The organism is Streptomyces sp. NPDC006393, from assembly GCF_040628575.1.
Taxonomy (GTDB): Bacteria; Actinomycetota; Actinomycetes; order Streptomycetales; family Streptomycetaceae; genus Streptomyces.
On sequence record NZ_JBEXZD010000041.1, the window covers coordinates 31,803 to 54,824 of the forward strand.

General features: G+C 72.5%; 21 protein-coding genes. 10 read left to right on the forward strand and 11 right to left on the reverse strand.

Going from position 1 to position 23,022, the window contains the following annotated elements:
• The first annotated feature begins 209 nt into the window (after positions 1–209).
• Together ABZ484_RS19000 and ABZ484_RS19005 are read left to right on the forward strand one after the other, a co-directional pair.
• A complete protein-coding gene (locus ABZ484_RS19000) occupies positions 210–1,100 on the forward strand; it encodes a trypsin-like serine protease (RefSeq protein WP_358867039.1) in 891 nt (296 codons plus the stop codon).
• Positions 1,101–1,305: 205 nt separating this feature from the next.
• On the forward strand, positions 1,306–1,803 hold the full coding sequence (locus ABZ484_RS19005; protein ID WP_358867040.1) for a hypothetical protein: 498 nt from the start codon (positions 1,306–1,308) through the stop codon (positions 1,801–1,803).
• Here the strand turns inward: ABZ484_RS19005 and ABZ484_RS19010 are convergent.
• Together ABZ484_RS19010 and ABZ484_RS19015 are read right to left on the reverse strand one after the other, a co-directional pair.
• Positions 1,782–2,648, reverse strand: a complete 867-nt coding sequence (locus ABZ484_RS19010; protein ID WP_358867041.1) for a hypothetical protein — start codon at positions 2,646–2,648, stop codon at positions 1,782–1,784. The genes ABZ484_RS19005 and ABZ484_RS19010 overlap by 22 nt on opposite strands.
• 246 nt (positions 2,649–2,894) lie before the next feature.
• Positions 2,895–3,941: an NAD(P)-dependent alcohol dehydrogenase gene (locus tag ABZ484_RS19015; protein ID WP_358867042.1), complete on the reverse strand. Its 1,047-nt coding sequence runs from the start codon at positions 3,939–3,941 to the stop codon at positions 2,895–2,897.
• Positions 3,942–4,110: 169 nt separating this feature from the next.
• Here ABZ484_RS19015 and ABZ484_RS19020 point away from each other — a divergent pair, with 169 nt between their 5' ends.
• Positions 4,111–5,034, forward strand: a complete 924-nt coding sequence (locus ABZ484_RS19020) for a helix-turn-helix transcriptional regulator (RefSeq protein WP_358867043.1) — start codon at positions 4,111–4,113, stop codon at positions 5,032–5,034.
• Between the two features lie 147 nt (positions 5,035–5,181).
• Here ABZ484_RS19020 and ABZ484_RS19025 read toward each other — a convergent pair whose 3' ends face one another.
• The 3 genes from ABZ484_RS19025 to ABZ484_RS19035 form a co-directional block, all read right to left on the reverse strand.
• Complete coding sequence (locus tag ABZ484_RS19025; RefSeq protein WP_358867044.1) at positions 5,182–5,865, reverse strand: ABC transporter ATP-binding protein; 684 nt, start codon at positions 5,863–5,865, stop codon at positions 5,182–5,184.
• A 51-nt stretch (positions 5,866–5,916) separates the two neighbouring features.
• The gene (locus ABZ484_RS19030; protein ID WP_358867045.1) at positions 5,917–7,365 is read right to left on the reverse strand and encodes an ABC transporter permease; all 1,449 of its coding nucleotides are present in this window, start codon (positions 7,363–7,365) and stop codon (positions 5,917–5,919) included.
• A 140-nt stretch (positions 7,366–7,505) separates the two neighbouring features.
• Positions 7,506–8,753: an Ig-like domain-containing protein gene (locus ABZ484_RS19035; protein ID WP_358867046.1), complete on the reverse strand. Its 1,248-nt coding sequence runs from the start codon at positions 8,751–8,753 to the stop codon at positions 7,506–7,508.
• A gap of 510 nt (positions 8,754–9,263) precedes the next feature.
• Between ABZ484_RS19035 and ABZ484_RS19040 the strand changes: the two genes are divergently transcribed.
• The gene (locus ABZ484_RS19040; RefSeq protein WP_358867047.1) at positions 9,264–9,626 is read left to right on the forward strand and encodes a hypothetical protein; all 363 of its coding nucleotides are present in this window, start codon (positions 9,264–9,266) and stop codon (positions 9,624–9,626) included.
• A 77-nt stretch (positions 9,627–9,703) separates the two neighbouring features.
• On the opposite strand, the gene hutH is transcribed toward ABZ484_RS19040, so the two are convergent.
• The 3 genes from hutH to ABZ484_RS19055 form a co-directional block, all read right to left on the reverse strand.
• The gene (gene hutH, locus ABZ484_RS19045) at positions 9,704–11,242 is read right to left on the reverse strand and encodes a histidine ammonia-lyase (protein WP_358867062.1); all 1,539 of its coding nucleotides are present in this window, start codon (positions 11,240–11,242) and stop codon (positions 9,704–9,706) included.
• 164 nt (positions 11,243–11,406) lie between these two features.
• Positions 11,407–12,558, reverse strand: a complete 1,152-nt coding sequence (locus ABZ484_RS19050) for a GGDEF domain-containing protein (RefSeq protein ID WP_358867048.1) — start codon at positions 12,556–12,558, stop codon at positions 11,407–11,409.
• A 145-nt stretch (positions 12,559–12,703) separates the two neighbouring features.
• On the reverse strand, positions 12,704–13,498 hold the full coding sequence (locus ABZ484_RS19055) for an enoyl-CoA hydratase-related protein (protein WP_358867049.1): 795 nt from the start codon (positions 13,496–13,498) through the stop codon (positions 12,704–12,706).
• A gap of 197 nt (positions 13,499–13,695) precedes the next feature.
• Between ABZ484_RS19055 and ABZ484_RS19060 the strand changes: the two genes are divergently transcribed.
• Positions 13,696–14,556 carry a hypothetical protein gene (locus tag ABZ484_RS19060; protein WP_358867050.1) on the forward strand — a complete coding sequence of 287 codons (861 nt, stop codon included), beginning with the start codon at positions 13,696–13,698 and terminating at the stop codon, positions 14,554–14,556.
• An 80-nt stretch (positions 14,557–14,636) separates the two neighbouring features.
• Here the strand turns inward: ABZ484_RS19060 and ABZ484_RS19065 are convergent, their stop codons facing one another.
• On the reverse strand, positions 14,637–15,764 hold the full coding sequence (locus ABZ484_RS19065; RefSeq protein WP_358867051.1) for an adenylate/guanylate cyclase domain-containing protein: 1,128 nt from the start codon (positions 15,762–15,764) through the stop codon (positions 14,637–14,639).
• Between the two features lie 248 nt (positions 15,765–16,012).
• Complete coding sequence (locus tag ABZ484_RS19070) at positions 16,013–16,942, reverse strand: biotin--[acetyl-CoA-carboxylase] ligase (protein ID WP_358867052.1); 930 nt, start codon at positions 16,940–16,942, stop codon at positions 16,013–16,015.
• A gap of 110 nt (positions 16,943–17,052) precedes the next feature.
• On the opposite strand from ABZ484_RS19070, the gene ABZ484_RS19075 reads away from it, so the two are divergent.
• The 4 genes from ABZ484_RS19075 (at position 17,053) to ABZ484_RS19090 (ending at position 19,762) form a co-directional block, all read left to right on the forward strand.
• On the forward strand, positions 17,053–18,657 hold the full coding sequence (locus tag ABZ484_RS19075; RefSeq protein ID WP_358867053.1) for an acyl-CoA carboxylase subunit beta: 1,605 nt from the start codon (positions 17,053–17,055) through the stop codon (positions 18,655–18,657).
• A gap of 26 nt (positions 18,658–18,683) precedes the next feature.
• A complete protein-coding gene (locus ABZ484_RS19080) occupies positions 18,684–18,893 on the forward strand; it encodes an acyl-CoA carboxylase epsilon subunit (protein WP_030165650.1) in 210 nt (69 codons plus the stop codon).
• Positions 18,894–18,978: 85 nt separating this feature from the next.
• On the forward strand, positions 18,979–19,107 hold the full coding sequence (locus ABZ484_RS19085; RefSeq protein ID WP_086731389.1) for a hypothetical protein: 129 nt from the start codon (positions 18,979–18,981) through the stop codon (positions 19,105–19,107).
• Between the two features lie 31 nt (positions 19,108–19,138).
• A complete protein-coding gene (locus tag ABZ484_RS19090; protein ID WP_358867054.1) occupies positions 19,139–19,762 on the forward strand; it encodes a nucleoside triphosphate pyrophosphatase in 624 nt (207 codons plus the stop codon).
• A 6-nt stretch (positions 19,763–19,768) separates the two neighbouring features.
• Here ABZ484_RS19090 and ABZ484_RS19095 read toward each other — a convergent pair whose 3' ends face one another.
• Positions 19,769–20,266 carry a hypothetical protein gene (locus ABZ484_RS19095; protein WP_358867055.1) on the reverse strand — a complete coding sequence of 166 codons (498 nt, stop codon included), beginning with the start codon at positions 20,264–20,266 and terminating at the stop codon, positions 19,769–19,771.
• 397 nt (positions 20,267–20,663) lie between these two features.
• Here ABZ484_RS19095 and ABZ484_RS19100 point away from each other — a divergent pair, with 397 nt between their 5' ends.
• A complete protein-coding gene (locus tag ABZ484_RS19100) occupies positions 20,664–22,436 on the forward strand; it encodes a biotin carboxylase N-terminal domain-containing protein (protein ID WP_358867056.1) in 1,773 nt (590 codons plus the stop codon).
• The last annotated feature ends 586 nt before the right edge of the window (positions 22,437–23,022 follow it).

Here is a 23,022-nt window from a genome sequence, read left to right on the forward strand (position 1 = left end):
CCGTGTCCTGTCTGCTCGCATTTGTCACTCTCGTCACGATATAGCCGTCATGCGTCCTTCGGCATGCGGTCCGCTCACGAGGAGAGGTCACGAGGAGATCCGGAAGACGTCACCGCGCTCTTGTCGTGGCCGGTCGCAGGCGGTTCACTGATCGCGGCTCACACCCCCCACAGGAGAACACCCGTCCCACCCATCCGAAGGGTCTTCTCTTGATCAAGCGACGTGCCACCACCATGGCCCGCATCACCGCCGTCGCCGCGGCCGGCTGTGCCGCCGTGCTCGCGACCGCGCTGCCCTCGTCCGCGATCAACTCCTACAACGCGAGCCCCGCGCCGGAGCGCACCGAGGTCGGCGCCCTCATCGCCACCTGGGACGACGACGGCGACCCGGCGACCCCGGACCGCGTCGACTGGGTCTGCTCCGGCACCATGGTCGACGGGAACACGTTCCTGACCGCCGCCCACTGCACCACGGACTGGCCGGCCGACGTGCGGTTCTACGTCTCCCTGGACCAGAACGTCCAGGCCGGGCTCGACGCCGCCGCCACGAAGTATCCGGGCGATCCGGCCGCGCAGGCGGGCGCCGTCGGCGTCGAGGGCGCCGCCCACACCGACCCCGCCTACCCCGGCCCCTCCTCCGACCCGCACGACATCGCGGTGATCGAGCTGCCCGCGCAGAAGATGAAGGCGCGCTGGAGCTTCACGCCCGCGACCCTCCCGGCCGCCGGCCAGTTCGGCGCGCTCGGCCCGCAGGGGCTGAACGCCCTCGACTGGTTCGTCGCCGGGTACGGCACCCAGGAAGCCGTCAACGGTCCGGGCGGGCAGACCCATCCCGGCGGAGGCGTGCGCATGAAGGCGCCCGTGACCTTCGACGCCCTCAACAACGCCTGGATACGGCTGGCCATGACCGCCCCGCAGGGCAACGGCGGTGCCTGCTACGGCGATTCGGGCGGGCCCAACTTCGCGGTCGTCGACGGCAGGAACATCCTCGCCGCGACCACGATCACCGGTGACACGCCGTGCTACGCCACCAACGTGACCTACCGTCTCGACACCCCGGCGGCCCGGACCTTCCTGTCCCCCTTCGTCAAGCTGCCCTGACGGCCCGGGCCGGCCGTGGCGTCGACCGTCACGACCGGCCCGCGTCATCTCGTCACGGCCGACCCGCGCCACCTGCCCATGGCCGGTCCGCGCCACCTGCCCATGGCCGGTCCGCGCCACCTCGTCATGGCCGGTCCGCGTTCCTCCGTACGGCCGGTCCGCGCGAGGGCGTGGATGATGCTGTCCGACAGGAAGGGGGCGTCGGATGACGGGACTTGACGACTTCGCCGCGCGGTTTCGCTCGGACATCCGGGCGGAGCTGGACTGGGAGCGGCTGGCCGAAATGCGGGCGGGGGTCCGGGTGGAGACGCTCGGTCAGAGGGCGGGCAGGCGGCGGCTGGCCGAGTTGTTCACCGTCTGGTACGCCGGTCCGGAAGGCGACGACAGCAGTTGGAGCGCTCCGGGGAGCCGCCCGCTACGGGTGGCGGCGGCCGACCGGACGCTGCCGAGCTGGCCCGTGGAGCGGCGGCGGGCCGTCACCGCGTTGACGCGGGCCTTCGCCGAGGGGCCCGAGCCCCTGCCGCTGACGCTGCCGGCGTACCGGGTGGACGAGGACCGCTGCGTCCTGCTGGACGGCAACCACCGTGCCGTGGCCGCCCATCGGACGGGCGCCGACATACACCTGACGTTGTGGTCGCTGTCCGGGCCGGTGTGCGAGAGCATCCTGCCGGACCTGCGTCACTACGCCGCTCCGCTCACCTGAGCGTCGTCGCCGGGGTCGTCGGCCGGGACGACCGGAACGGGCGATCCCGGCAGCCGGGCGGCCGCGTGACGCATCTCGTGGTCCTCCAGGAGGTTGCGCAGCGCCTCCCAGCACTCGGTCCGGCGCAGGCGCAGCACCTGGGCGAGGACGACGGCCGTCACGGTGGCGGCGACGAGCGCGATCACGGTCGCCGCCACCACGCCGAGCGGCGCCAGGTCGATCAGCGCCCAGGTGCCGAGGGCCAGCGGCGGCAGCGTGGACAGGAGGATGTTGATCTCCGCCTCGGTGGCGTCCGGCGCGAGCCCGGGATTGTGTTCGCGCAGCCATAACTTGGCGTAGACGAAGGCCTCGTAGACGTTTCCGGTGCGCAGGGCGCCGCCCGGGCGCCGCAGGTCCTCGGAGCGGGCGGCGGTGGTGTCGGCCGTGGTCAGCAGGTGCCGGAGCAGCGGGTGCGTCCGCAGGCAGCGGCGCAGCGCCGCCTGCCCGTAGACGGCCTCCAGTTCCGCGTACAGCGCGCCCAGTGCGGGATGGTGCCGTCCGCGCAGCCGCTCCGCGGCGCCGAGGAGGCGGAAGGCCAGCTCACGGCCGACATACCCGGCGAGGTACGCGGCGGCCAGCCAGGAGACGTCGACGAGGATCATGGCCGGTCCCCGGATGGTCCGCACGGCGTCGCCGAGGGTCGCGCCCAGGTCGCTCGGGTGCCGGGCGTGCAGCATGAGCGCGGCCAGGGAGGTCACGGTGACGAGTCCGGGCACCATGACCGAGGTCAGCTGCACGGAGACGTAGAACGCGAACCGTCTGCCCGCCGCGGCCCTGCCCGCGGTCACCGCCGTCAACGGATCCATGGCTCCCCCCGGCAGATCCAGATCCGACGGATCCGGCCGCCTGAACGCCGGATCCCGCTTCACCGAGCCCGCGGCCACGGTACCGGGTGACCGGACCGGCGGCCATGGCCCGGGGGAACCGGGGGCCATGGCCGCCGGTCCGCGACGGCCGGGGCGGCGCGTCACCGCCCCGCCCGCTCAGATCGCCACGGGAGCTACCCGACGGCTCAGATCGTCGCCGGACGGCTCAGAACGCTACGGAACGGCTCAGATCGTCGCCGTGTCGATGACGAACCGGTAGCGGACGTCGCTGGCGATCACCCGGTCGTACGCCTCGTTGATCCGGTCGGCGCTGATCAGTTCGATCTCGGAGCCGATGCCGTGCCGGGCGCAGAAGTCCAGCATCTCCTGGGTCTCCGCGATGCCGCCGATCATGGAACCGGCGAGGGTCTTGCCGCCGCCGATGACCGAGAAGAGGTTCAGGGAGATCGGCTCCTCCGGCGCGCCCACGTTCACCAGGGCGCCCTGGCTCTTCAGCAGGGACAGGTAGGCGTTGAAGTCCAGCGGCGCCGACACCGTCGAGACGATCAGGTCGAAGGTGCCGGCCAGTTCCTCGAAGGTCTTCGGGTCGCTGGTGGCGTAGTAGTGGTCGGCGCCCAGCCGCAGCCCGTCGTCCTTCTTGCGCAGGGACTGTGACAGCACGGTCACCTCGGCGCCCAGCGCGTGCGCGATCTTCACGCCCATGTGACCGAGGCCGCCCATGCCGAGGATCGCGACCTTCTTGCCGGGGGCGGCGCCCCAGCGCTTGAGCGGGGAGTACAGGGTGATGCCGGCGCACAGCAGCGGCGCGGCGACGTCGAGGGAGAGGCCGTCGGGGATGCGGACGACGAAGTTCTCGTCGACGACGATCTTCTGCGAGTAGCCGCCGTAGGTGGGCTCGCCGTCCTTGCCGACGGCGTTGTACGTGCCGATCATGCCGCCGCCGGTGCAGTACTGCTCCTGACCGGCCTTGCAGTTGTCGCACTCGCGGCAGGAGTCGACCATGCAGCCGACGCCCACGCGGTCGCCGACCTTGTACTTCGTGACGCCGGAGCCGACCTCGGCGACGACGCCGGCGATCTCGTGACCGGGGACCATCGGGAAGATGGCCTCGCCCCAGCCCTCGTGGGCCTGGTGGATGTCCGAGTGGCAGATGCCGGCGAACTTGATGTCGATCAGGACGTCGTACGCACCTACCGCGCGGCGCTCGATGGTGGTCCGCTCCAGCGGCGCCTTGGGGGCGGGCGCGGCGTACGCGGCGACAGGGGTGGTCATGCCGGGGTTCTCCTCGGGGTTGCGCGCATCCGGCCGCCTTCCGGCCGGACACGTTCTCCAGGGTGCCCGGACCAAGGGCGTTCGCCCAGGTCACGGCTCTGCCTACGTTCCGCGTTCCTACTACTGGCGGGGTCAGGCTGCGGTACGTACGACCACGGATACTGGAGGCATGGACGAACAGCCGGACAGCATGACCGCCCCCGCCGCGGGCGCCGGTGCGGACGCTCGTGCCGGGCTGGACCGGCGGGCCGAGCTCAGCGAGTTCCTGCGCACCCGGCGGGCCCGGTTGCAACCGGAGGACGTCGGGCTGCCGCACTACGGCCGCCACCGCCGGGTGCCGGGGCTGCGCCGCGAGGAGCTGGCCCAGCTGGCCGGCGTGTCGGTCGCGTACTACACGCGTCTGGAGCAGGGCAACGGGCAGGGGGTGTCGGCGGAGGTTCTGGACTCCATCGCCCGTGCGCTGCGCCTCACCGACGCCGAGCACGCCCACCTGACCCATCTGGCCAAGCCCAAGCACAAGAAGAAGCAGGCCGCACAGACCCAGCAGGTGCGTTCCTCGCTGCGGCAGCTGCTGGACACGATGGACACGGTCCCGGCGTACGTCGTGGGGCGGCGCGCCGAGCTGCTGGCGTGGAACCGGATGGCGGCGGCGGTCTTCGGCGACTGGTCCCGGATGCCGGCGCAGGAGCGCAACTGGGCGCGGATGGTCTTCCTGAAGCCCGAGTACCGGGACCTGTTCGTCGACTGGGAGCAGAAGGCGATCGACATCGTGTGCGCGCTGCGCATGGAGGCCGGCTGCTATCCGGAGGATCCCCGGCTGTCCGCGCTGGTCGGCGAACTGTCGGTCAAGAGCGAGGAGTTCCGGCGCCTGTGGGCCGCCCACGACGTCAAGGAGAAGAGCCACGGCGTCAAGCGCCTGCGCCACCCCCTGGTCGGGGAGATGGACCTGCCCTACGAGTCGTTCAAGCTCGCGGACGACGCCGACCAGTCCATGGTCGTCTACCACGCCGAGCCGGGGTCCCCGTCGGCGGAGGCGCTGCGCCTGCTGGCCAGCTGGGGCGCGGACGCCACCCGGGCGGGGACCGCGAGCTAGAGCCCCGACCGGCCCCCACCGGTCCCGACACCGGACCCCACCGGTTCCGGCACCGGACCCGGCACGGGCCCTCACCGGCCCCGGCCGGTCCCGGCAGGCGGTGTCCGCCCGCCGGGGCACCGGCCGCGCCGGTGCGGGTCGCGCCGGTCAGGCCCGCGCGTTGTCCTTGACGGTGATGCGGCCCTTGCGGATCGTCGCGACGCGCGGGGCCTTCTTCGCGAGCGCGGAGTCGTGGGTGACCATGACGAACGTCAGTCCGTGCTCCTTCCACATGCGTTCGAGTACGTCCATGATCTCGTCGCGGGTCGACTCGTCCAGGTTGCCGGTGGGTTCGTCGGCGAGCAGCACCTTGGGCTGCTTGACCAGGGCGCGGGCGATGGCGACGCGCTGCTGCTGGCCGCCGGACATCTCGCCGGGCAGGTGGCCGCGCCGTTCGCCGAGTCCCACCGACTCCAGTGCCTCGGCGGCGCGTTCGCGCCGGTCCCTGGCCTTGATTCCGAGGGGTACGAGAGCGGTCTCCACGTTCTCCTGCGCGGTCAGCGTGGGGATGAGGTTGAAGGACTGGAAGACGAAGCCGATGTTCTCGCTGCGCACCCTGGTGAGCCTGGCCTCGGGCAGCTTGGCCATGTCGGTGCCGTCGAGCACGACCTGGCCGGAGGTGGGCCGGTCCAGGCCGCCGAGCATCTGGAGGAGGGTGGACTTGCCGCCGCCGGTGGGGCCCTGGATGACCAGCCGGTCGCCGTCGGGGATGGTCAGGTCGACGCCGTCGAGGGCGAGGACGATCTCCTTGCCGCGGGTGTAGCGCTTGGTGACGCCGGTGAGTTCGTACATGGTGTGGCAACTCCTGGGGTGCGTGACGGGGTGGGGCGGCGGGCGCGGGTGCTATTCGACGCGTCGCAGCGCGTCGGCCGGCCGCAGCCTGGAGGCCCGCCAGCCGCCGAACGCTCCCGCGATCAGCCCGCCGGCGACGGCGAGGGCGACCGCCACGGCGATGGTGGTGAGGCTGACCGGTGCGGTGAGCGCCACGTCCAGGGACTTCGCGGCCTGCCGGCCGGCGCCGCCGAAGCCGCCCCCGCCGCCGAAGCGGGCACCGGGGCCCTGGCCGCCGGAGGAGCCGAGCTGGGCCTGGAGGGTCGGGCTGACGGCGCTCACCGCGTACGCGCCCGCCAGGCCCAGCGCGATGCCGAGGGCGCCGCCGACCAGACCGTTGACGACGGCCTCGCCGACCACCTGCCGGGTCACCCGGCCGGACCTCCAGCCCAGTGCCTTGAGCGTGCCGAACTCACGGACCCGGCGGGAGACCGCCGAGGAGGTCAGCAGCCCGGCGACCAGGAACGCGGCCACGAGCACCGTGATCGACAGCCACTTGCCGACGGTGGTGGCCAGGTCGGAGGCGGTGGACAGCGAGCCGGAGACGGTCTTCGCCAGGTCGGCGGAGGTGGTGACCGTGGTCCCCGAGACGTTCTTCTGGATGGCGCTCTTGACGGAACCGATCTCCTGGGAGTCGTTCGCCTTGACGTAGATCGTCGTGACCTTGTCCTTGTTGTCACTGAGCGTCTGCGCCTGCTTCAGCGGCATGTACAGGTTGGCCGCCGCGTCGCCGCTGTCGGCGGTCGCGATGCCGATCACCTCGTACTTCACGCCCTTGATGGTGACCGTGCTGCCGACCTTGAGCTTCTTCTCCTTGGCGTACGCGGAGTCGGCGACGACGACCTTGGCGTCCGTCTCGGTGGTCTTGAAGGTACGGCCGCTGGTGATCTTGGAGGAGGTCAGCGGGCCGAGCGCCGGCTGGGTGACGTCGGTGCCGAAGACGGTGTACTGGTTGACGTCGAAGTCCGCGCCGCCGCCGACGACCTTGCCCTGCGGGGACTGGCCGCCCTGGCGTCCGAACCCCTTGCCGCCGTTCTGCTCCATCTGGATCTTGCCCCGGGCGAACTGGCCGTCGACCTTCATCACGCGCAGGCTCAGTCCGCCGACGGCGGACGCGACGCCCTTCTGGTCGCCGACCTTGCCGACCGTCGAGGTGGGCAGGGTGGTGAAGCCCTGCGCCATGACCAGGTCGCTGCTCTGCGTCGAGTCGTCGCCGTCGCCCTTGGCGTCGAACTTGAAGTGCGGCTTCTGCACGTTGTCCGGGTCCGCCGCCTTGGTGACGGTCATGTCCGTGCCCAGCCCGTACAGGGACTGGAGGACCTTGTCCTGCGCCTTGCCCATGCCGTTGGACACGGAGTTGACCACGATGACCAGCGCGATGCCCAGAGCGAGGCCGGAGGCGACGACGAGGGCCGCCTTTCTGCGGCGGCGCAGCTCGCGCCTCAGGTAGGTGAAGAACATGCGCCGCAACGTAGGGACGCACCCTGATGACGGGATAAGGCTGTCATCAGAGAACCATGAGAAGGGACTGTGAGAGAGACGGCCCCGACATGACCGATGCCGCCCCGGAGGGCGGCATCGGCAGGGAGGCTGACGGCGGATCAGGCGGCGGAGCCGGCCTTCCACTGCGCCCAGCTCATGTTCCAGCCGTTGAGGCCGTTGTCCGGGGCGACCGTCTTGTCGCCGGTGTTCTGCACGACCACGACGTCACCGATCAGCGAGTGGTCGTAGAACCACGCGGCCGGCGTGGTGGAGTCGCCCGCGCCCTTCTTGTCCTGGAGGCCCACACAGCCGTGGCTGGTGTTGACGTTGCCGAACACGGACGGCGCGCCCCAGTAGTTGCCGTGGATGAACGTGCCGGACGTGGTCAGGCGCATGGCGTGCGGCACGTCCTTGATGTCGTACTCGCCCTTGCCGTCGTCGTCGGTGAAGCCCACCGTCGCGCCGTTCATCCGGGTCTGCTGGAACTTCTCGGAGATCACCATCTGGCCCTCGTACGTGGTGTGTTCGGGGGCGCCGGCGGAGATCGGGATGGTCTTGACGACCTTGCCGTCCTGCGTGACCTTCATCTGCTTGGTCTTCGCGTCGACGTAGGAGACCTGGTTCCGGCCGACGTGGAAGGTGACCGTCTTCTGCTGGACGCCGTAGACGCCCGGGGCGCCCTGGACGCCGTCGAGGGCGAGCTTCAGCGTGACGGTGGAGTTCTCCTGCCAGTACTGCTCGGGGCGGCAGTCCATGCGCTGCGCGCCGAACCAGTGGCAGGCGACCTCCTGGCCGCTGGAGGAGGAGACGGTGATGCCCTTCTGCACGGCCGCCTTGTCGGTGATCGCCTTGTCGAAGTTGATCGACACCGGCATGCCCACGCCGACCGTGGTGCCGTTGTCCGGCGTGAAGGAGCCGATGAAGCTGTGCGCCGGGGCGACCGTGGTGAAGGAGGCGTTCTCGTGGGCGGCGCGCCCCTTGGCGTCCGCGGCGGTCGCGGCGATCTTGTAGGTGGTGGCGCGGTCCAGCTGGGCGCTCGGCTTCCAGCTGAGCTTGTCCGCGGATATCTGACCCGTGACGGCCTTGCCGTCGGCCGTGGTCATGGTGACGTCCGTCAGCGTGCCCTTGGCGACGGTGACGACGGCGGAGTTGTTGATGGAGGCGTTGTCGGAGCCGTCCGCCGGTGTGATCTTGATCTGGGCTTCCGACGACTGCTGCGCAGCCGCCTTGTCGGCCTTGGCCTGCGAGGTGTCGCCGCCGTTCTTGCCGGACGCGTCGCTGCTGCCGGAACAGGCCGAGAGCACCAGCACACCACCGAGCAGTGCGGACGAGGCCACCAGGGCCCTGCGCCGCTTACTGTTCGTCATCAAACGCTTCTCCATCGCTACGAATTCCCCAGGACCCCACGCGTCCCCCATCACGATTCATCAACGCTACGACCGTTTCGTCCGGTTCCCCATGCCGCACTGATGTGGGCCTCGCCACGTCCGCCGGGACGGCCGGGCAGGTGGGTGCCGGGTGGTGCGCGTGCCGATCGCCATCATCCTCGCCCGGCCCGGGGCGCGGCGAACCGGGGTGGCATCCGGCATGTCGTGCGGTCCGTGGCCGGTCCGGCGTTCGCCGCGCCTCCGTCGTCGCGCCTTCGCCGATCAGTACGAACGGACGCGTCGATTCCACCGAGCCTTCACTGTGTTGTGCGTCACATGCCGCCGGCGACTTTCGTCAATCTCCGTGGAACGGCGCGTCGTCGGCATCTCCAGTCACAGAAGCCCCGTGGGTTCAAACCTCCCGTGACTTTCCCGTGACCCGCCACTTTCACTAACATCAGCTCAGCCCACACGGCCAATTCACCAGCGCCACAAGGGGATCGATATTCCGTGTCATCCGCTCGCCGCACGTTGCTGACCGCCACCGCCGCGGGCACCCTGCTGGGCGCCCTGTGGTTCGTCCCCTCCGCGAACGCGACGGACGCGCCGGCCAGAGCGGTGACCTCGGCGGAGTCGACGGCACATGTCACGGAGCAGGGGCGGGCCGCATCGACGTCCGTGGCGGCGCGGGCGGTCGCGGGGCCGGCCGCGCGGACCGGGACCCAGGCGGGTTCCCCGTCCTCGGACGGTACCGAACTCGCCGACACGGGAAGCGTGGACACCACTCCCTACGTCGTCGGCGGCACGCTCTTCCTCGCCGTCGGCGCCGGCTTCGTCGTGTACTCGGTGCGCCGGGAACGCCTCGGCTTCTGACGTTCCCGGCGCAGGCGCGAGCAGCACCTGCCGACACCCGCCCCGCACACCTGCCGCGCCGGCCGACGCGGACCGGGCTACTGAAGCGGGCCGGTGACGCTCTCCGCGGCGGCGACCAGACGGCCGTCGCGCACGAAGGCGTCGGCGGCGGCGAGATCGGGCGCCAGGAAGCGGTCCGGGCCGGGACCGCCCACGCCCGCCTCCCGGGCGGCGTCGATGACCGCCCGGCTCGCGGGAGCTGGAGTCAGACCGTCGCGCAGTTCGACGGCGCGCGTGGCGGCGTACAGCTCGATGGCGATGATCCGGGTCAGGTTGTCGACGGCCGTGCGCAGCTTGCGCGCCGCGGACCAGCCCATGGAGACGTGGTCCTCCTGCATGGCGGAGGACGGGATGGAGTCCGCGGAGGCCGGTACGGCCAGCCGCTTCATCTCGCTGACCAGCGCGGCCTGCGTGTACTGGGCGATCATCAGGCCGGAGTCCACGCCGGCGTCGTCGGCGAGGAACGGGGGCAGGCCGTGGCTGCGGTTCTTGTCGAGCAGCCGGTCGGTGCGGCGCTCGGCGATGGAGCCGAGGTCGGCGGCGGCGATGGCGAGGAAGTCGAGGACGTAGGCGACCGGGGCGCCGTGGAAGTTGCCGTTGGACTCCACCCGTCCGTCGGGCAGCACGACCGGGTTGTCGACGGCGGAGGCGAGCTCGCGGTCGGCGACCAGGCGGGCGTGCGCGAGGGTGTCCCGGCCGGCGCCGGCGACCTGCGGGGCGCAGCGCACCGAGTAGGCGTCCTGGACGCGCGGGGCGTCGTCCTGGTGGTGGCCGGTGAGGCCGGAACCCTTCAGCACGGCCAGCATGTTGGCGGCGCTGGCGCCCTGGCCGGGGTGCGGGCGGATGGCGTGCAGCTCGGGGGCGAGGACCTTGTCCGTGCCGAGGAGCCCCTCCAGCGACAGTGCGGCGGTGATGTCGGCGGACTTGTAGAGGGTGTCGAGGTCGGCGAGGGCCATGATCAGCATGCCGAGCATGCCGTCGGTGCCGTTGAGCAGGGCCAGGCCCTCCTTCTCGCGCAGCTCGACGGGCTGGATGCCGTGCTCGGCGAGGAGCTCGGCCGCCGGGCGGACGGTACCGTCCGGGCCCTCGGCGTCGCCCTCGCCCATGAGCGTGAGGGCGCAGTGGGACAGCGGGGCCAGGTCGCCGGAGCAGCCGAGCGAGCCGTACTCGTGCACGACCGGGGTGATCCCGGCGTTGAGGACGTCGGCCATGGTCTGCGCGACCTCGGGACGCACGCCGGTGTGGCCGGAGCAGACGGTCTTCAGGCGCAGGAACATCAGCGCGCGTACGACCTCGCGCTCGACCCGCGGGCCCATGCCCGCGGCGTGCGAGCGGACGATGTTGCGTTGCAGCCGGGTGCGCAGGTCCTGGCTGATGTGCCGGGTCGCCAGGGCGCCGAAGCCGGTGCTGACGCCGTAGACGGGGTCGGGCTTGGCCGCCAGCGCCTCCACGATCTCCCGGGCCGCCGCGAGGGCCGCCACCGCCTCCCCGGAGAGCTCGACCCGTGCGCCGCCGCGCGCCACGGCGAGAACGTCGGACGCGGTGACACCGGACGTCCCCACCACCACAGTGTGCATATCCATATTCAGGAGCGTACGCAGTGAATGCGGAGATGTCACTAGTGGGTGCCGGGTGCACCCCTTACCACGAGGGTGACCCGCGCCACGGGCACGTACGCGCGCACCGCGTCACGGGCACGTACGCGCGCACCGCGCCCCACGGGCACGTACGCCGCACCGCGTCACGGCCGGCGGCCGCGGAAGCGGCGCCGTTCGCCCGCGCCCCGGGGCTCGGGAGTCGGCTCGTCGGCGAGGCGGACCACCGGATCCTCCGGCCCCTCGCGGCCGGCGACCACCGGCCGGTCGCCGCGCAGCGCCTTCGCCCGGTACTGCGCGGCGTCGGCGAGCCGGAACAGCCGCCGGGCCGACCGTACCGGCCCGATCGCGTCCTCGGTCGAGGCCACCCCGCAGGCGACGCCCTCCCCCAGCTCCAGCTCGGCGGCGCGCCGGCACAGCTCGTCGGCCGCCTTGACCACCTCGTCGGCGGATGTTCCGACCGCGAGCAGGCAGAACTCGTCCCCGCCGAGGCGGGCCGCGAGGGCGCCGGGCACCATGGCGCCGCACAGCGACAGCACGGACCCGAACCGCTCGAGCAGCCGGTCGCCCACGGCGTGCCCGAGGGTGTCGTTGACCCGCTTGAGGCCGTTGAGGTCGCAGACGACGAGACTGACGACGGTCCCGTCCGCGCGGTGCCGCTCGATCGCCTCCTCCAGCCTCACGTCGACGGCCCGGCGGTTGGCGAGCCCGGTGAGCGCGTCGGTGAAGGCCAGCCTGCGGGCCTCCTCCAGGCGCTCGGTCTGCGCGAGCCCCGCGGCGACCACGGCCGCCAGGACGGTGGCGAAGTCGGCGTCGGCGCGGCCGAAGAAGGGGTCGCCGGACGAGCGGGCGACATACAGCTCGCCCCAGGCGCGTCCGTGCTGCACGATCGGCGCGACCACGCAGCAGCCGCGGCCGCGCCGCCGCAGGGCCGCGACCCGCTGGTGGCAGTAGCCGGGACGGCCTGCCGCGGGCCCCTCGGCGGTCTCCACCCAGGCGTCCGGCTCACCGCCCGAGGCCCACCGCTCGTGCAGGAACTCGGTGATCTCCGGGAACTGGTGCACGGGGTAGGTCTCGTCCTCGGGGAACTCCTCCTCCTCGGGCGCGCGGTCCCCCACGTTCACCAGGACCCGCAGCCGGCCGCGCTCGCGCTCCCACACCGACAGCGCGGCGAAGCTCCCCTCCAGCGCCCGGCAGGCACCGAGCGCCGCCGCCCGCCACGACTCACGCGGAGTGTGCGCCGCGGCCATCCCCTGCGCCAACGCCACGACGGCGGCCAGCCGTCCGTTCTCGCCCATTCCCCCAGGCTAGGGATGTTTTGCCCAATCCGGGACATTGATGCGCCTGTCGGTGGGCCGCACCGCCTGCCCGCTCACGAACGGACAGGCCGTGCCCGGTCGAGAACGGACGCGCCGCGCCCGCCCGAGAACGGACACGCCGAGGTCACTCGCCCGGCCAGCGCGGGGCGCGCTTCTCGTTGAAGGCGGCCACACCCTCCGCCCGGTCCCCCGAGAACGCCACCGAACGCCAGGCCGCGTCCTCCACCTCCAGGCCGGTCCGCAGATCCAGCCCGTGCCCGAGGCGCAGGGCACGCTTGGCCGCGCGCAGGCCGACCGGCGAGTTCGCGGCCATCCGGGAGGCCAGCTCCAGGGCCTCCGCCCGGTCCCGGCCCTCGTCGACCAGCTGGTCCACGAGACCCAGCTCGTGCGCCTCGGCGGCCTCCAGGCGGCGCGCCGTGAAGATCAGCTCGGCCGCGCGCGCGGCCCCCACCCGCCGCGGCAGCAGCTGCGTACCGCCGCCGCCCGGGATCACCCCGACGGACACCTCCGGCAGCCCCACCACGGCCGTGCGGTCGGCCACGATCACATCGCAGGACAGCGCCAGCTCGAACCCGCCGCCGAGCGCGAACCCGTGCACCGCGGCGATCGTCGGCATCGGCAGCTCCAGTACGCCGGTGTACGCCCCGCGCGCGACCGGCCGCTGCTTCACCAGATCCGCGTCGCTGAAGGAGTTGCGCTCCTTCAGGTCGGCCCCGACGCAGAACGCCCGCTCGTGCGACGAGGACACGACGACGACGCGCGCGTCACGGTCGGCGGCGAGCGCGGCGCACGCCCCGGCGATCGAGCGGGCCATGTCCGTCGACACGGCGTTCATGGCCTTGGGCCGGTCGAGGACGAGCTCCGCCACGTACTCGTGCCGCCGCACCAGCACGAACTCCCCGAACCGCTCCTCGCTCATGACACCCTCCGGGTTAACGCAGGTTAACGACGTACGCCCCGATCATGGCAGCCGCGCCCCCCGGAGGGAAAGGGGCCGCCTGTCGAGCACCGACCCCCCGTTCGAGTGACATCCCGCCCAACTCCCGCGAACTCCGCGCGCCACCGCATAACGTGCGCCGCCAGGGCGCACAGGGGGCGCGCACCGGGAGGACGGCGATGACGAAGGACACGACCTCGGTTCAGCAGGACGGCACCGGCATACGGGAGACCCCGGCCAGGCGGGGCGGAGACGACCCGCGGGACACGGACGCCCGCCCACAGGGCACCCCAGGCCCGCGGAACACGACCCGCCCACAGGACACCGCCGACCCGCGGAACACGACCCGCCCACGGGATACCGCCGACCCGCGGAACACGACACGCCCACGGGAGACCACCACTCCGCAGGGCACCACCTCGCCGGCGCCGTCGCCCGGCCCGCACCCTCGGGGGCGGCACCGCCGGCCCCGGCGCCGCAAGGTGCTGCTCGCCGCCGGCGGGCTCGCGCTGGCCGCCGGTGCGCTGAGCCTGGTACGGCTGGCGCCCGAGTACGCGGGCGGCGGTCCGGGCGCGGACGAGCCCCACGCGGACGCCCGCGCGGACGCCGGCACCGGCCGGTCGGCCGACGTCTCTGCCACCGTCGGTGCCGGCCCGGCGGCGCTGCCCTCGGCGTCCGTGCCCATGGGCGGCACAAGCGGTGCGGCGGACCCGGAGGCGAACCGCGCGTCGTCGGCGTCCCCCTCCGTGGCCGCCGCCGTCCCGCCCTCGGCCCTCCCGGACACCGCGACCGGCGCCACGTCCGCGCCGGACACCGTGCCCACGACCGTCCCCGAGGACCCGAACCCGCCGGAGCAGGCGAACCCGCCGGCCCAGCAGACCCCCACCGGCCACTCCCAGCAGCCCGCCACCACACGCCCCGCACCGCGGCCCACGCCCGCCCCGAGCCGCAGCTCGCACGCCCCGGAGACCCCGCCGCCCTCGTCCGGCGGCGCGGGCCTGTGCCTCCCGATCGTCGGACTGTGCGTCGGGCTCGGCTGATCACCGGTGAACCGGACGGCGAAGCGGACGGCGAAGCGGACGGCGAACCAGGCAGCGGTCCGGGGGCGGTCAGGCGGCGGTCAGGGCGTCCGCTCGTCCCGCCGGGTGAGCAGCCAGGGCTCGACCACGCCCAGTCCACGCACCGGGCGCTGCCACATCGGCTGGAGGGCGAAGCGGTACGCGGGCGGTTCCTCGCCCTCCTTCTCCGCGGCGGCCGCGGCCTCGGCCGCCTCCGCCTCGGAGGCCGGGGCGTCACCCGAACGGATCAGGTCCTCGGCGAAGGCGCTGTCGACGAGCACGGCGTCGCGCGGGGCTATCGAGGTCAGGCGGGAGGCGAGGTTGACGGTCGTACCGAAGACATCGCCCATACGGGTGGTCACCGTGCCGAACGCCATGCCCACCCGCAGCTCGGGCATCGTCTCGTCGTTCTCCATCGTCTCGACCAGGCGCAGGGCGATGTCGGCGGCCGTACCGGCGTCGTCGGCCACGTACAGCACCTCGTCGCCGAGCGTCTTGATCAGCCGCCCGCCGCGCGCCGCCACCAGGTCGGCGGCCGTCGTCTCGAAGGCCTCGACCAGCTCGCCGAGCTCCTCCTCCTCCATCCGGCGGGTCAGCCGGGTGAAGCCGACCAGGTCGGCGAAGGCCACGGCCAGCCGGCGGTCGACCATCTCCTCGTCGTCGGCGGCCTGCACCACCCGACCCGCCGAGGCGGCGAGCTGGCGGCGCCAGACGTAGACCAGGAACTCCTCCAGTTCGGGCAGGAGCAGCTCCACGATCGGGTACGTCACCTCGGTGCGCGTCATGCCCGGCTCGGGCGGCTCGGTCAGCCCCTCCAGGAAGGAGTCCATCTGCCATTCGGCCAACCGGGCGGTGGTCTGCCCGGTGGACCGCGCCACCTGCACGGCCATGGCCTCGCTGAGCAGTCCCGCCTCCACCAGACCGGCGAGACGGCGCAGGGCCAGCACGTCGGCCTCCGTCAGCGCCTTGGCCTGGCCGATGTCGGCGAAGCCCATGGCCCGCCAGAAGCGCGAGGCCAGCTCCATCGAGACGCCGGCGCTGCGGGCCGCCTGGAAGGGGGTGTAGCGCCGCTCCGCGCCCAGGATGAGATGTTCGAGACGCAGCGCGAGCGGGTCCTCGCCGGGGTCGGCGGCGTGGGGGTCCACCCGGCCGTCCGCGTCCGTGCCGGAGCCCGAGTCGTCGACGGTCACGCCTGCTGCCCTTCCGATCTGCCACGGTCAGGTTCGACCGGCCTCAACTCTACGGCAGGTGTGCGCCAGCTCACTCGGTCAGGTCGGGCCGTGGGTGACCTGACCGGGGATTTCACGGCGAGCGCACGCGTACACACCGGTGCGCGGCCGTACGCCGCCGTACGCACCCGTGCGCGGCCGCAGGCGGTGTGGGCGCCCGCCGCGAGCCGTGGGGCACCCGCTCCCCTCACGGCCACCCGACCCCAGGTTCACGCGGGCCGCAAGTGCACGATGTCCCCCGCCCCGACCGGCTCCTGCACCCCGTCCTCGGTCGCCAGGACCAGACGGCCGTCACCGTCCAGCGCGACCGCCTCGCCGACCAGCGACCGCTCGCCCGGCAGTTCGGCACGCACCCGGCGCCCCAGGGTCGCGCAGCCCGCCGCGTACGCCTCCTGGAGGCCGCTGCCGACCGGGTCGCCGCCGGCGGCCCGCCACCGCCCGTACCAGTCCTCCAGCGAACGCAGGACACCGCGCAGCAGCGGATCGCGGTCCGTGCTCGCGGCCCCCGCCAGGGCCAGCGAACCGGCCTGCGGTACGGGCAGCTCGTCCGCCCGGAGCGTGACGTTGACGCCGACGCCGATGACCACGCCGCCGTCCCCGGCCCGCTCCGCCAGGATGCCGCCGGCCTTGCGCTCCTCGCCGCCGACCGTCACGAGCAGGTCGTTCGGCCACTTCAGCGCCATGTCCACCCCGGCGGCGCGGGCCAGCCCGGTGGCCACCGCGACACCGGTGAGCAGCGGCAGCCAGCCCCAGCGGGCGACCGGCACGTCGGCGGGCCTGAGCAGCACGGAGAAGAAGAGGCCGGAACGGGCCGGCGCGGTCCACCGGCGGTCCAGGCGGCCCCGTCCGGCGGTCTGCTCCTCGGCGACCAGCACGGCGCCCTCGGCCGCCTTGCCCGCCTCGGCGCGGGCCACCAGGTCCGCGTTGGTGGAACCGGTGCGCTGCACCACGTCCACCTCGGACCACAGGCCGCCCTCGCGGACCAGTCCGCGCCGCAGCGCGGTGGCGTTCAGGGGCGGGCGGTCGAGGTCGGACCAGCGGCTGCCTCCCGAGGAGTCGCCGGAGTTCTCCGGATTCTCGGGATGCCCGGGATTCCCGGAGTTCTCGGGGTTGTTGTCTGCTGCATCTCGCGGCGTCATGCAAGCCACCCTAGGTGTGGTAAACGCCGCACTGCCGAACCGCGGGGGTGACACTACGCTACGGATGAGTAACCGTCCCCCCTTTTGAGCAGGCAGGGAGCCGCATCCCGATGTCCGAGCCGGAAGAGCGTCACGAGATCCAAGGGATCGACATCCATACGACCGCGGGCAAGCTCGCGGATCTTCAGCGCCGCATCGAGGAAGCGACGCACGCCGGCTCGGAACGCGCCGTGGAGAAGCAGCACGCCAAGGGCAAGCTGACCGCCCGCGAGCGCATCGCGCTCCTGCTCGACGAGGACTCCTTCGTCGAGCTCGACGAGTTCACCCGGCACCGCTCCACCAACTTCGGCCTGGAGAAGACCCGCCCCTACGGCGACGGCGTCGTCACCGGCTACGGCACCGTCGACGGCCGCCCCGTCGCCGTCTTCTCCCAGGACTTCACCGTCTTCGGCGGCGCGCTGGGCGAGGTCTACGGCCAGAAGATCGCCAAGGTGATGGACTTCGCCCTGAAGACCGGCTGCCCCGTCATCGGCATCAACGACTCCGGCGGCGCCCGCATCCAGGAAGGCGTCGCCTCGCTGGGCGCCTACGGCGAGATCTTCCGCCGCAACACCCACGCCTCCGGCGTCATCCCCCAGATCTCCCTGGTCGTCGGCCCCTGCGCGGGCGGCGCGGTCTACTCCCCCGCCATCACCGACTTCACCATCATGGTCGACCAGACCAGCCACATGTTCATCACCGGCCCCGACGTCATCAAGACCGTCACCGGCGAGGACGTCGGCTTCGAGGAACTCGGCGGCGCCCGCACCCACAACTCCGCCTCCGGCGTCGCCCACCACATGGCCGGCGACGAGAAGGACGCCATCGACTACGTCAAGCAGCTGCTGTCCTACCTGCCCTCCAACAACCTCTCCGAGCCCCCCGTCTTCCCCGAACAGGCCGACCTCACGGTCACGGACGAGGACCTGGAACTGGACAGCCTGGTCCCCGACTCGGCGAACCAGCCCTACGACATGCACACGGTGATCGAACACATCCTCGACGACGCCGAGTTCTTCGAGACCCAGCCGCTGTTCGCCCCGAACATCCTCACCGGCTTCGGCCGGGTGGAGGGCCACCCCGTCGGCATCGTCGCCAACCAGCCCATGCAGTTCGCCGGCTGCCTGGACATCACCGCCAGCGAGAAGGCCGCCCGGTTCGTGCGCACCTGCGACGCCTTCAACGTCCCCGTGCTCACCTTCGTCGACGTCCCCGGCTTCCTGCCCGGCGTGGACCAGGAACACGACGGCATCATCCGCCGCGGCGCCAAACTGATCTTCGCCTACGCCGAGGCCACCGTCCCCCTGATCACCGTGATCACCCGCAAGGCCTTCGGCGGCGCCTACGACGTCATGGGCTCCAAGCACCTGGGCGCCGACCTCAACCTGGCCTGGCCCACCGCTCAGATCGCCGTCATGGGCGCCCAGGGCGCCGTCAACATCCTGCACCGTCGCACCATCGCCGAGGCGGGCGACGACGCCGACGCCACCCGCGCCCGCCTCATCCAGGAGTACGAGGACACCCTCCTCAACCCCTACATCGCCGCCGAGCACGGCTACATCGACGCCGTGATCATGCCCTCCGACACCCGCTCCCACATCGTCCGCGGCCTGCGCCAACTGCGCACCAAACGCGAGACCCTGCCCCCCAAGAAGCACGGCAACATCCCCCTCTGAGCACCCCCAGAACCCAGGGACCCCACATGACGATCAAGGTCGTACGAGGCAACCCCACCCCCGAGGAGCTCGCCGCCGCCCTGGCGGTGGTCAGGGCACGCGCCGCGGCGGCGGCCACCCCGCCGTCCGGCGCGCCCGGCCCGAGGGACTCCTGGGCGGACCCGTCCCGCATCGCCGCCCACCGCGTCCCGCGGCCGGGTCCGGCCTCCTGGGCGCGCACCTACTGGCCCGCCTGAGCGGTCCTCACCACGCGGCGCGGTCCGGCCGACTTGAGTACGCGTACTCAGGCGCCGGACCCGCCCGCCGCCGCACCATCGGGGAATGCTGTGGTCCGACCCCGAGAACGAGCCGCCGAAGGAACTGCGCGACATGCAGGCGATGCTGCGTCGGCTGGGCGTTCTCATGGCGTTGGCCATGGTGCTGGCCATGTTCGTGATCGGAGTGAGGTGAGCCTCGAGGCTCGCGTGGATACTCTGACCGCATGACTGACCAGCCGCGCCGCCGCCTCGTACTCGCCTCCCAGTCCCCCGCCCGGCTCGGGCTGCTCCGGCAGGCCGGGATGGACCCCGAGGTGGTCGTCAGCGGGTTCGACGAGGACGCGATCACCGCCCCCACCCCCGCCGAGCTGGCGCTGGCGCTGGCCGAGGCGAAGGCCTCCGTCGTGGCGGCGAAGCCGGAGATCCGGGGCGCCCTGGTGATCGGCTGCGACTCGGTGCTCGACCTGGACGGCCAGGCGCTCGGCAAGCCCGCCGACGCCGAGGAGGCGACGGCCCGCTGGAAGGCGATGCGCGGACGGGCCGGGACCCTCCAGACCGGGCACAGCATCTGGGACACGGCCGCCGGACGGCACGCCTCCGCGGTCGCGTCCACGGTGGTGCACTTCGGGGAGCCGACGGACGAGGAGATCGCCGCGTACGTCGCCTCGGGTGAGCCCCTCTACGTCGCCGGCGCCTTCACCCTGGACGGCCGGTCGGCCCCCTTCATCGACCGCATCGACGGCGACCACGGCAACGTCATCGGCATCAGCATGCCCCTGGTGCGCCGGCTGCTGGCCGATCTGGGCGTCGCGATCACCGAGTTGTGGTCGCCGGCCGACGGCGACTGACGCGGCTCAGGAGGCGCTGGGTTCCCCCGGAGGGGCGACCGGCGGGACGGGAGCGGGCGTGCCGCTCTTCGGGGCGCCCTCGGGGCCGTCGGGCCCGTCGGCGGGCGCGCCCTCCTCGCGGTCGTACGTCATCAGCAGCAACACGATGAGCGCGAGCACGACGACCATGAACAGGAACGCCGTCCAGCCCATCGGCCCCCACGCGAAGGCGCCCAGCAGCCCGTGCACCACGGCCGCGCTGATCAGCAGGATCCGGCCGACGCCGGCCGGACGGCGGTCCCGCACCGCGACGAGCAGCGCGGCGAGGCCGCACAGGGCGAAGTAGAGGCCGAAGACCACCCCGGCGACCTTCGACGAGGTGGACATCACGTCCGGATCCAGGCCGGCGAGGGACATCTTCTGCCGGTCGACGACCACCCCCAGGAACCAGTTCACCGCCGCGAAGCCGAGCGCCTCGACGAAGAGCACGACCGCCACGATCCACGCCACCGGTCTGCGCACCACCGGTCCCACCCACTTCCGCCTGCCGCTCCACCACGAAGCGCTGTTACCGCGAGTACTCTCCGGACATCGCGAACGCTACTAACGGGTAAACGCAGGGACAAGGGTCGTGCAGGGGTCGCGCACGGGCCGGTCGAGCGGCAAAGAATCATTGGGCCATTCGTAGGGACTCCACAAAGAAACCAAGTGGGCCGCAGCACGCTCTCACAGAGACCTTGACCACATCAGAGGGCTAGGGTTTCCGGGAGGAACCCTGCGTACCAAGGTGCGACAAGGGGTTTCGCAGGTCGAGCGCGCCTCGAATCACGCTCCGTGTGGGCAAGCTCACCATTGGGGACGGGTCGAAGTGCCGTGTCGGCAGTCCCTAAACTCGGCTTGTTTCAAGGAGGGAGCCTCAATCGTGCGCAAGGTGCTCATCGCCAACCGTGGCGAAATCGCTGTCCGCGTTGCCCGGGCCTGCCGGGACGCCGGGATCGCGAGCGTGGCCGTCTACGCCGACCCCGACCGGGACGCTCTGCACGTCCGCGCCGCGGATGAGGCGTTCGCCCTGGGCGGTGACACCCCCGCCACCAGCTACCTGGACATCGACAAGGTGCTGAAGGCCGCCAAGGAGTCCGGTGCCGACGCCATCCACCCCGGCTACGGCTTCCTCTCCGAGAACGCCGACTTCGCCCAGGCCGTCCTGGACGCCGGCCTGAACTGGATCGGCCCCCCGCCGCAGGCCATCCGCGACCTCGGCGACAAGGTCGCCGCCCGCCACATCGCCCAGCGCGCCGGCGCCCCCCTGGTCGCCGGCACCCCCGACCCGGTGAGCGGCGCGGACGAGGTCGTCGCCTTCGCCCGCGAGCACGGCCTGCCGATCGCCATCAAGGCCGCCTTCGGCGGCGGCGGACGCGGCCTGAAGGTCGCCCGGACCCTGGAAGAGGTCCCGGAGCTGTACGACTCCGCCGTCCGCGAGGCCGTGGCCGCCTTCGGCCGCGGCGAGTGCTTCGTCGAGCGCTACCTGGACCGCCCCCGCCACGTGGAGACCCAGTGCCTGGCGGACAAGCACGGCAACGTGGTCGTCGTCTCCACCCGCGACTGCTCGCTCCAGCGCCGCCACCAGAAGCTGGTCGAGGAGGCCCCGGCCCCCTTCCTGTCCGAGGAGCAGGTCGCCGAGCTCTACCGCGCCTCCAAGGCGATCCTGAAGGAGGCCGGCTACGAGGGCGCCGGCACCTGTGAGTTCCTCGTCGGCCAGGACGGCACGATCTCCTTCCTGGAGGTCAACACGCGCCTCCAGGTCGAGCACCCGGTCACCGAGGAGGTCGCCGGCATCGACCTGGTGCGCGAGATGTTCCGCATCGCCGACGGCGAGGAGCTCGGCTACGACGACCCGGTGCTGCGCGGTCACTCCTTCGAGTTCCGCATCAACGGCGAGGACCCCGGCCGAGGCTTCCTCCCCGCCCCCGGCACGGTGACGAAGTTCGCCGCACCCTCCGGCCCGGGCGTGCGCCTGGACGCCGGTGTGGAATCGGGCTCGGTCATCGGCCCGGCCTGGGACTCCCTGCTGGCCAAGCTGATCGTGACGGGCCGCACCCGCAAGGAGGCCCTTCAGCGCGCCGCCCGCGCCCTGGACGAGTTCCAGGTCGAGGGCATGGCCACCGCGATCCCGTTCCACCGTGTGGTGGTCAGGGACCCGGCGTTCGCCCCCGAGCTGACCGGCTCCACCGACCCGTTCACGATCCACACCCGCTGGATCGAGACGGAGTTCGTCAACGAGATCAAGCCCTTCGCCGCCCCCGCCGATGCCGAGGCGGAGGAGGAGCTGGGCCGCGAGACGGTCGTCGTGGAGGTCGGCGGCAAGCGCCTGGAGGTCTCCCTGCCCACCTCCCTGGGCATGAGCCTGGCCCGCACCGGCCTGGCCGCCGGCGCCAAGCCCAAGCGCCGCGCCGCGAAGAAGTCCGGCCCCGTCGCCTCCGGCGACACCCTCGCCTCCCCCATGCAGGGCACCATCGTCAAGGTCGCCGTCGAGGAGGGCCAGGAGGTCAAGGAAGGCGACCTGGTCGTCGTCCTGGAAGCCATGAAGATGGAACAGCCCCTCAACGCCCACAAGGCCGGCACCGTCAAGGGCCTGACCGCCGAGGTCGGCGCCTCCATCACCTCCGGCGCCTCCATCTGCGACATCAAGGACTGACCCACATCAGCCTCGTGAGGCGCTCGGCCAACCGGCCGGGCGCCTCACTGCTGCATGCCGGGGCGCCGGGCGCGGCTGGCGGAGGCCGCCGGAGCGGCGTGCGATGCGGGGCCGGTGGGCGGTGGGGCGGCCCCAAGGGGCGTAGCTGCCGGGGAGGCGTCGGTGGCGCCTGGGGGTTCCCGGGCGGACAGCCGTGCGGTGCCTGCGGTGGCGGCGCCCCCTTCCACCCCCGAGGGCCGGTCGAAGAAGAGGGCCGGAGGCCGGGCCTGCGAGGTGGGGTGGCCGTGGGTCGGTCGGGAGCGGCCGGTGTGATGGGCGGGCGGGGGCGGTCTCGGGCCGGTCGCGGTGCGGTCGGCGCGGCCCGTCGCCACCCACTTCCCGCGGCCCCCGCGGCTTCCGTGGCCTGCGCGGCTTCCGCGGGCTTCGCCACTTCCGCAGCCCCCGCGGCTTCCGCAGCCCCCGCCGCTTCCGCAACCCCCGCGGGCCGCGTCCGCCGGGTCTCCGGCCCGCGTCACGGTCCTCAGCGCCTCAGCAGCCCCTGCGGCTTCCGCAGCCCTCGCCGCTTCCGCAGCCCCCGCGGGCCGCG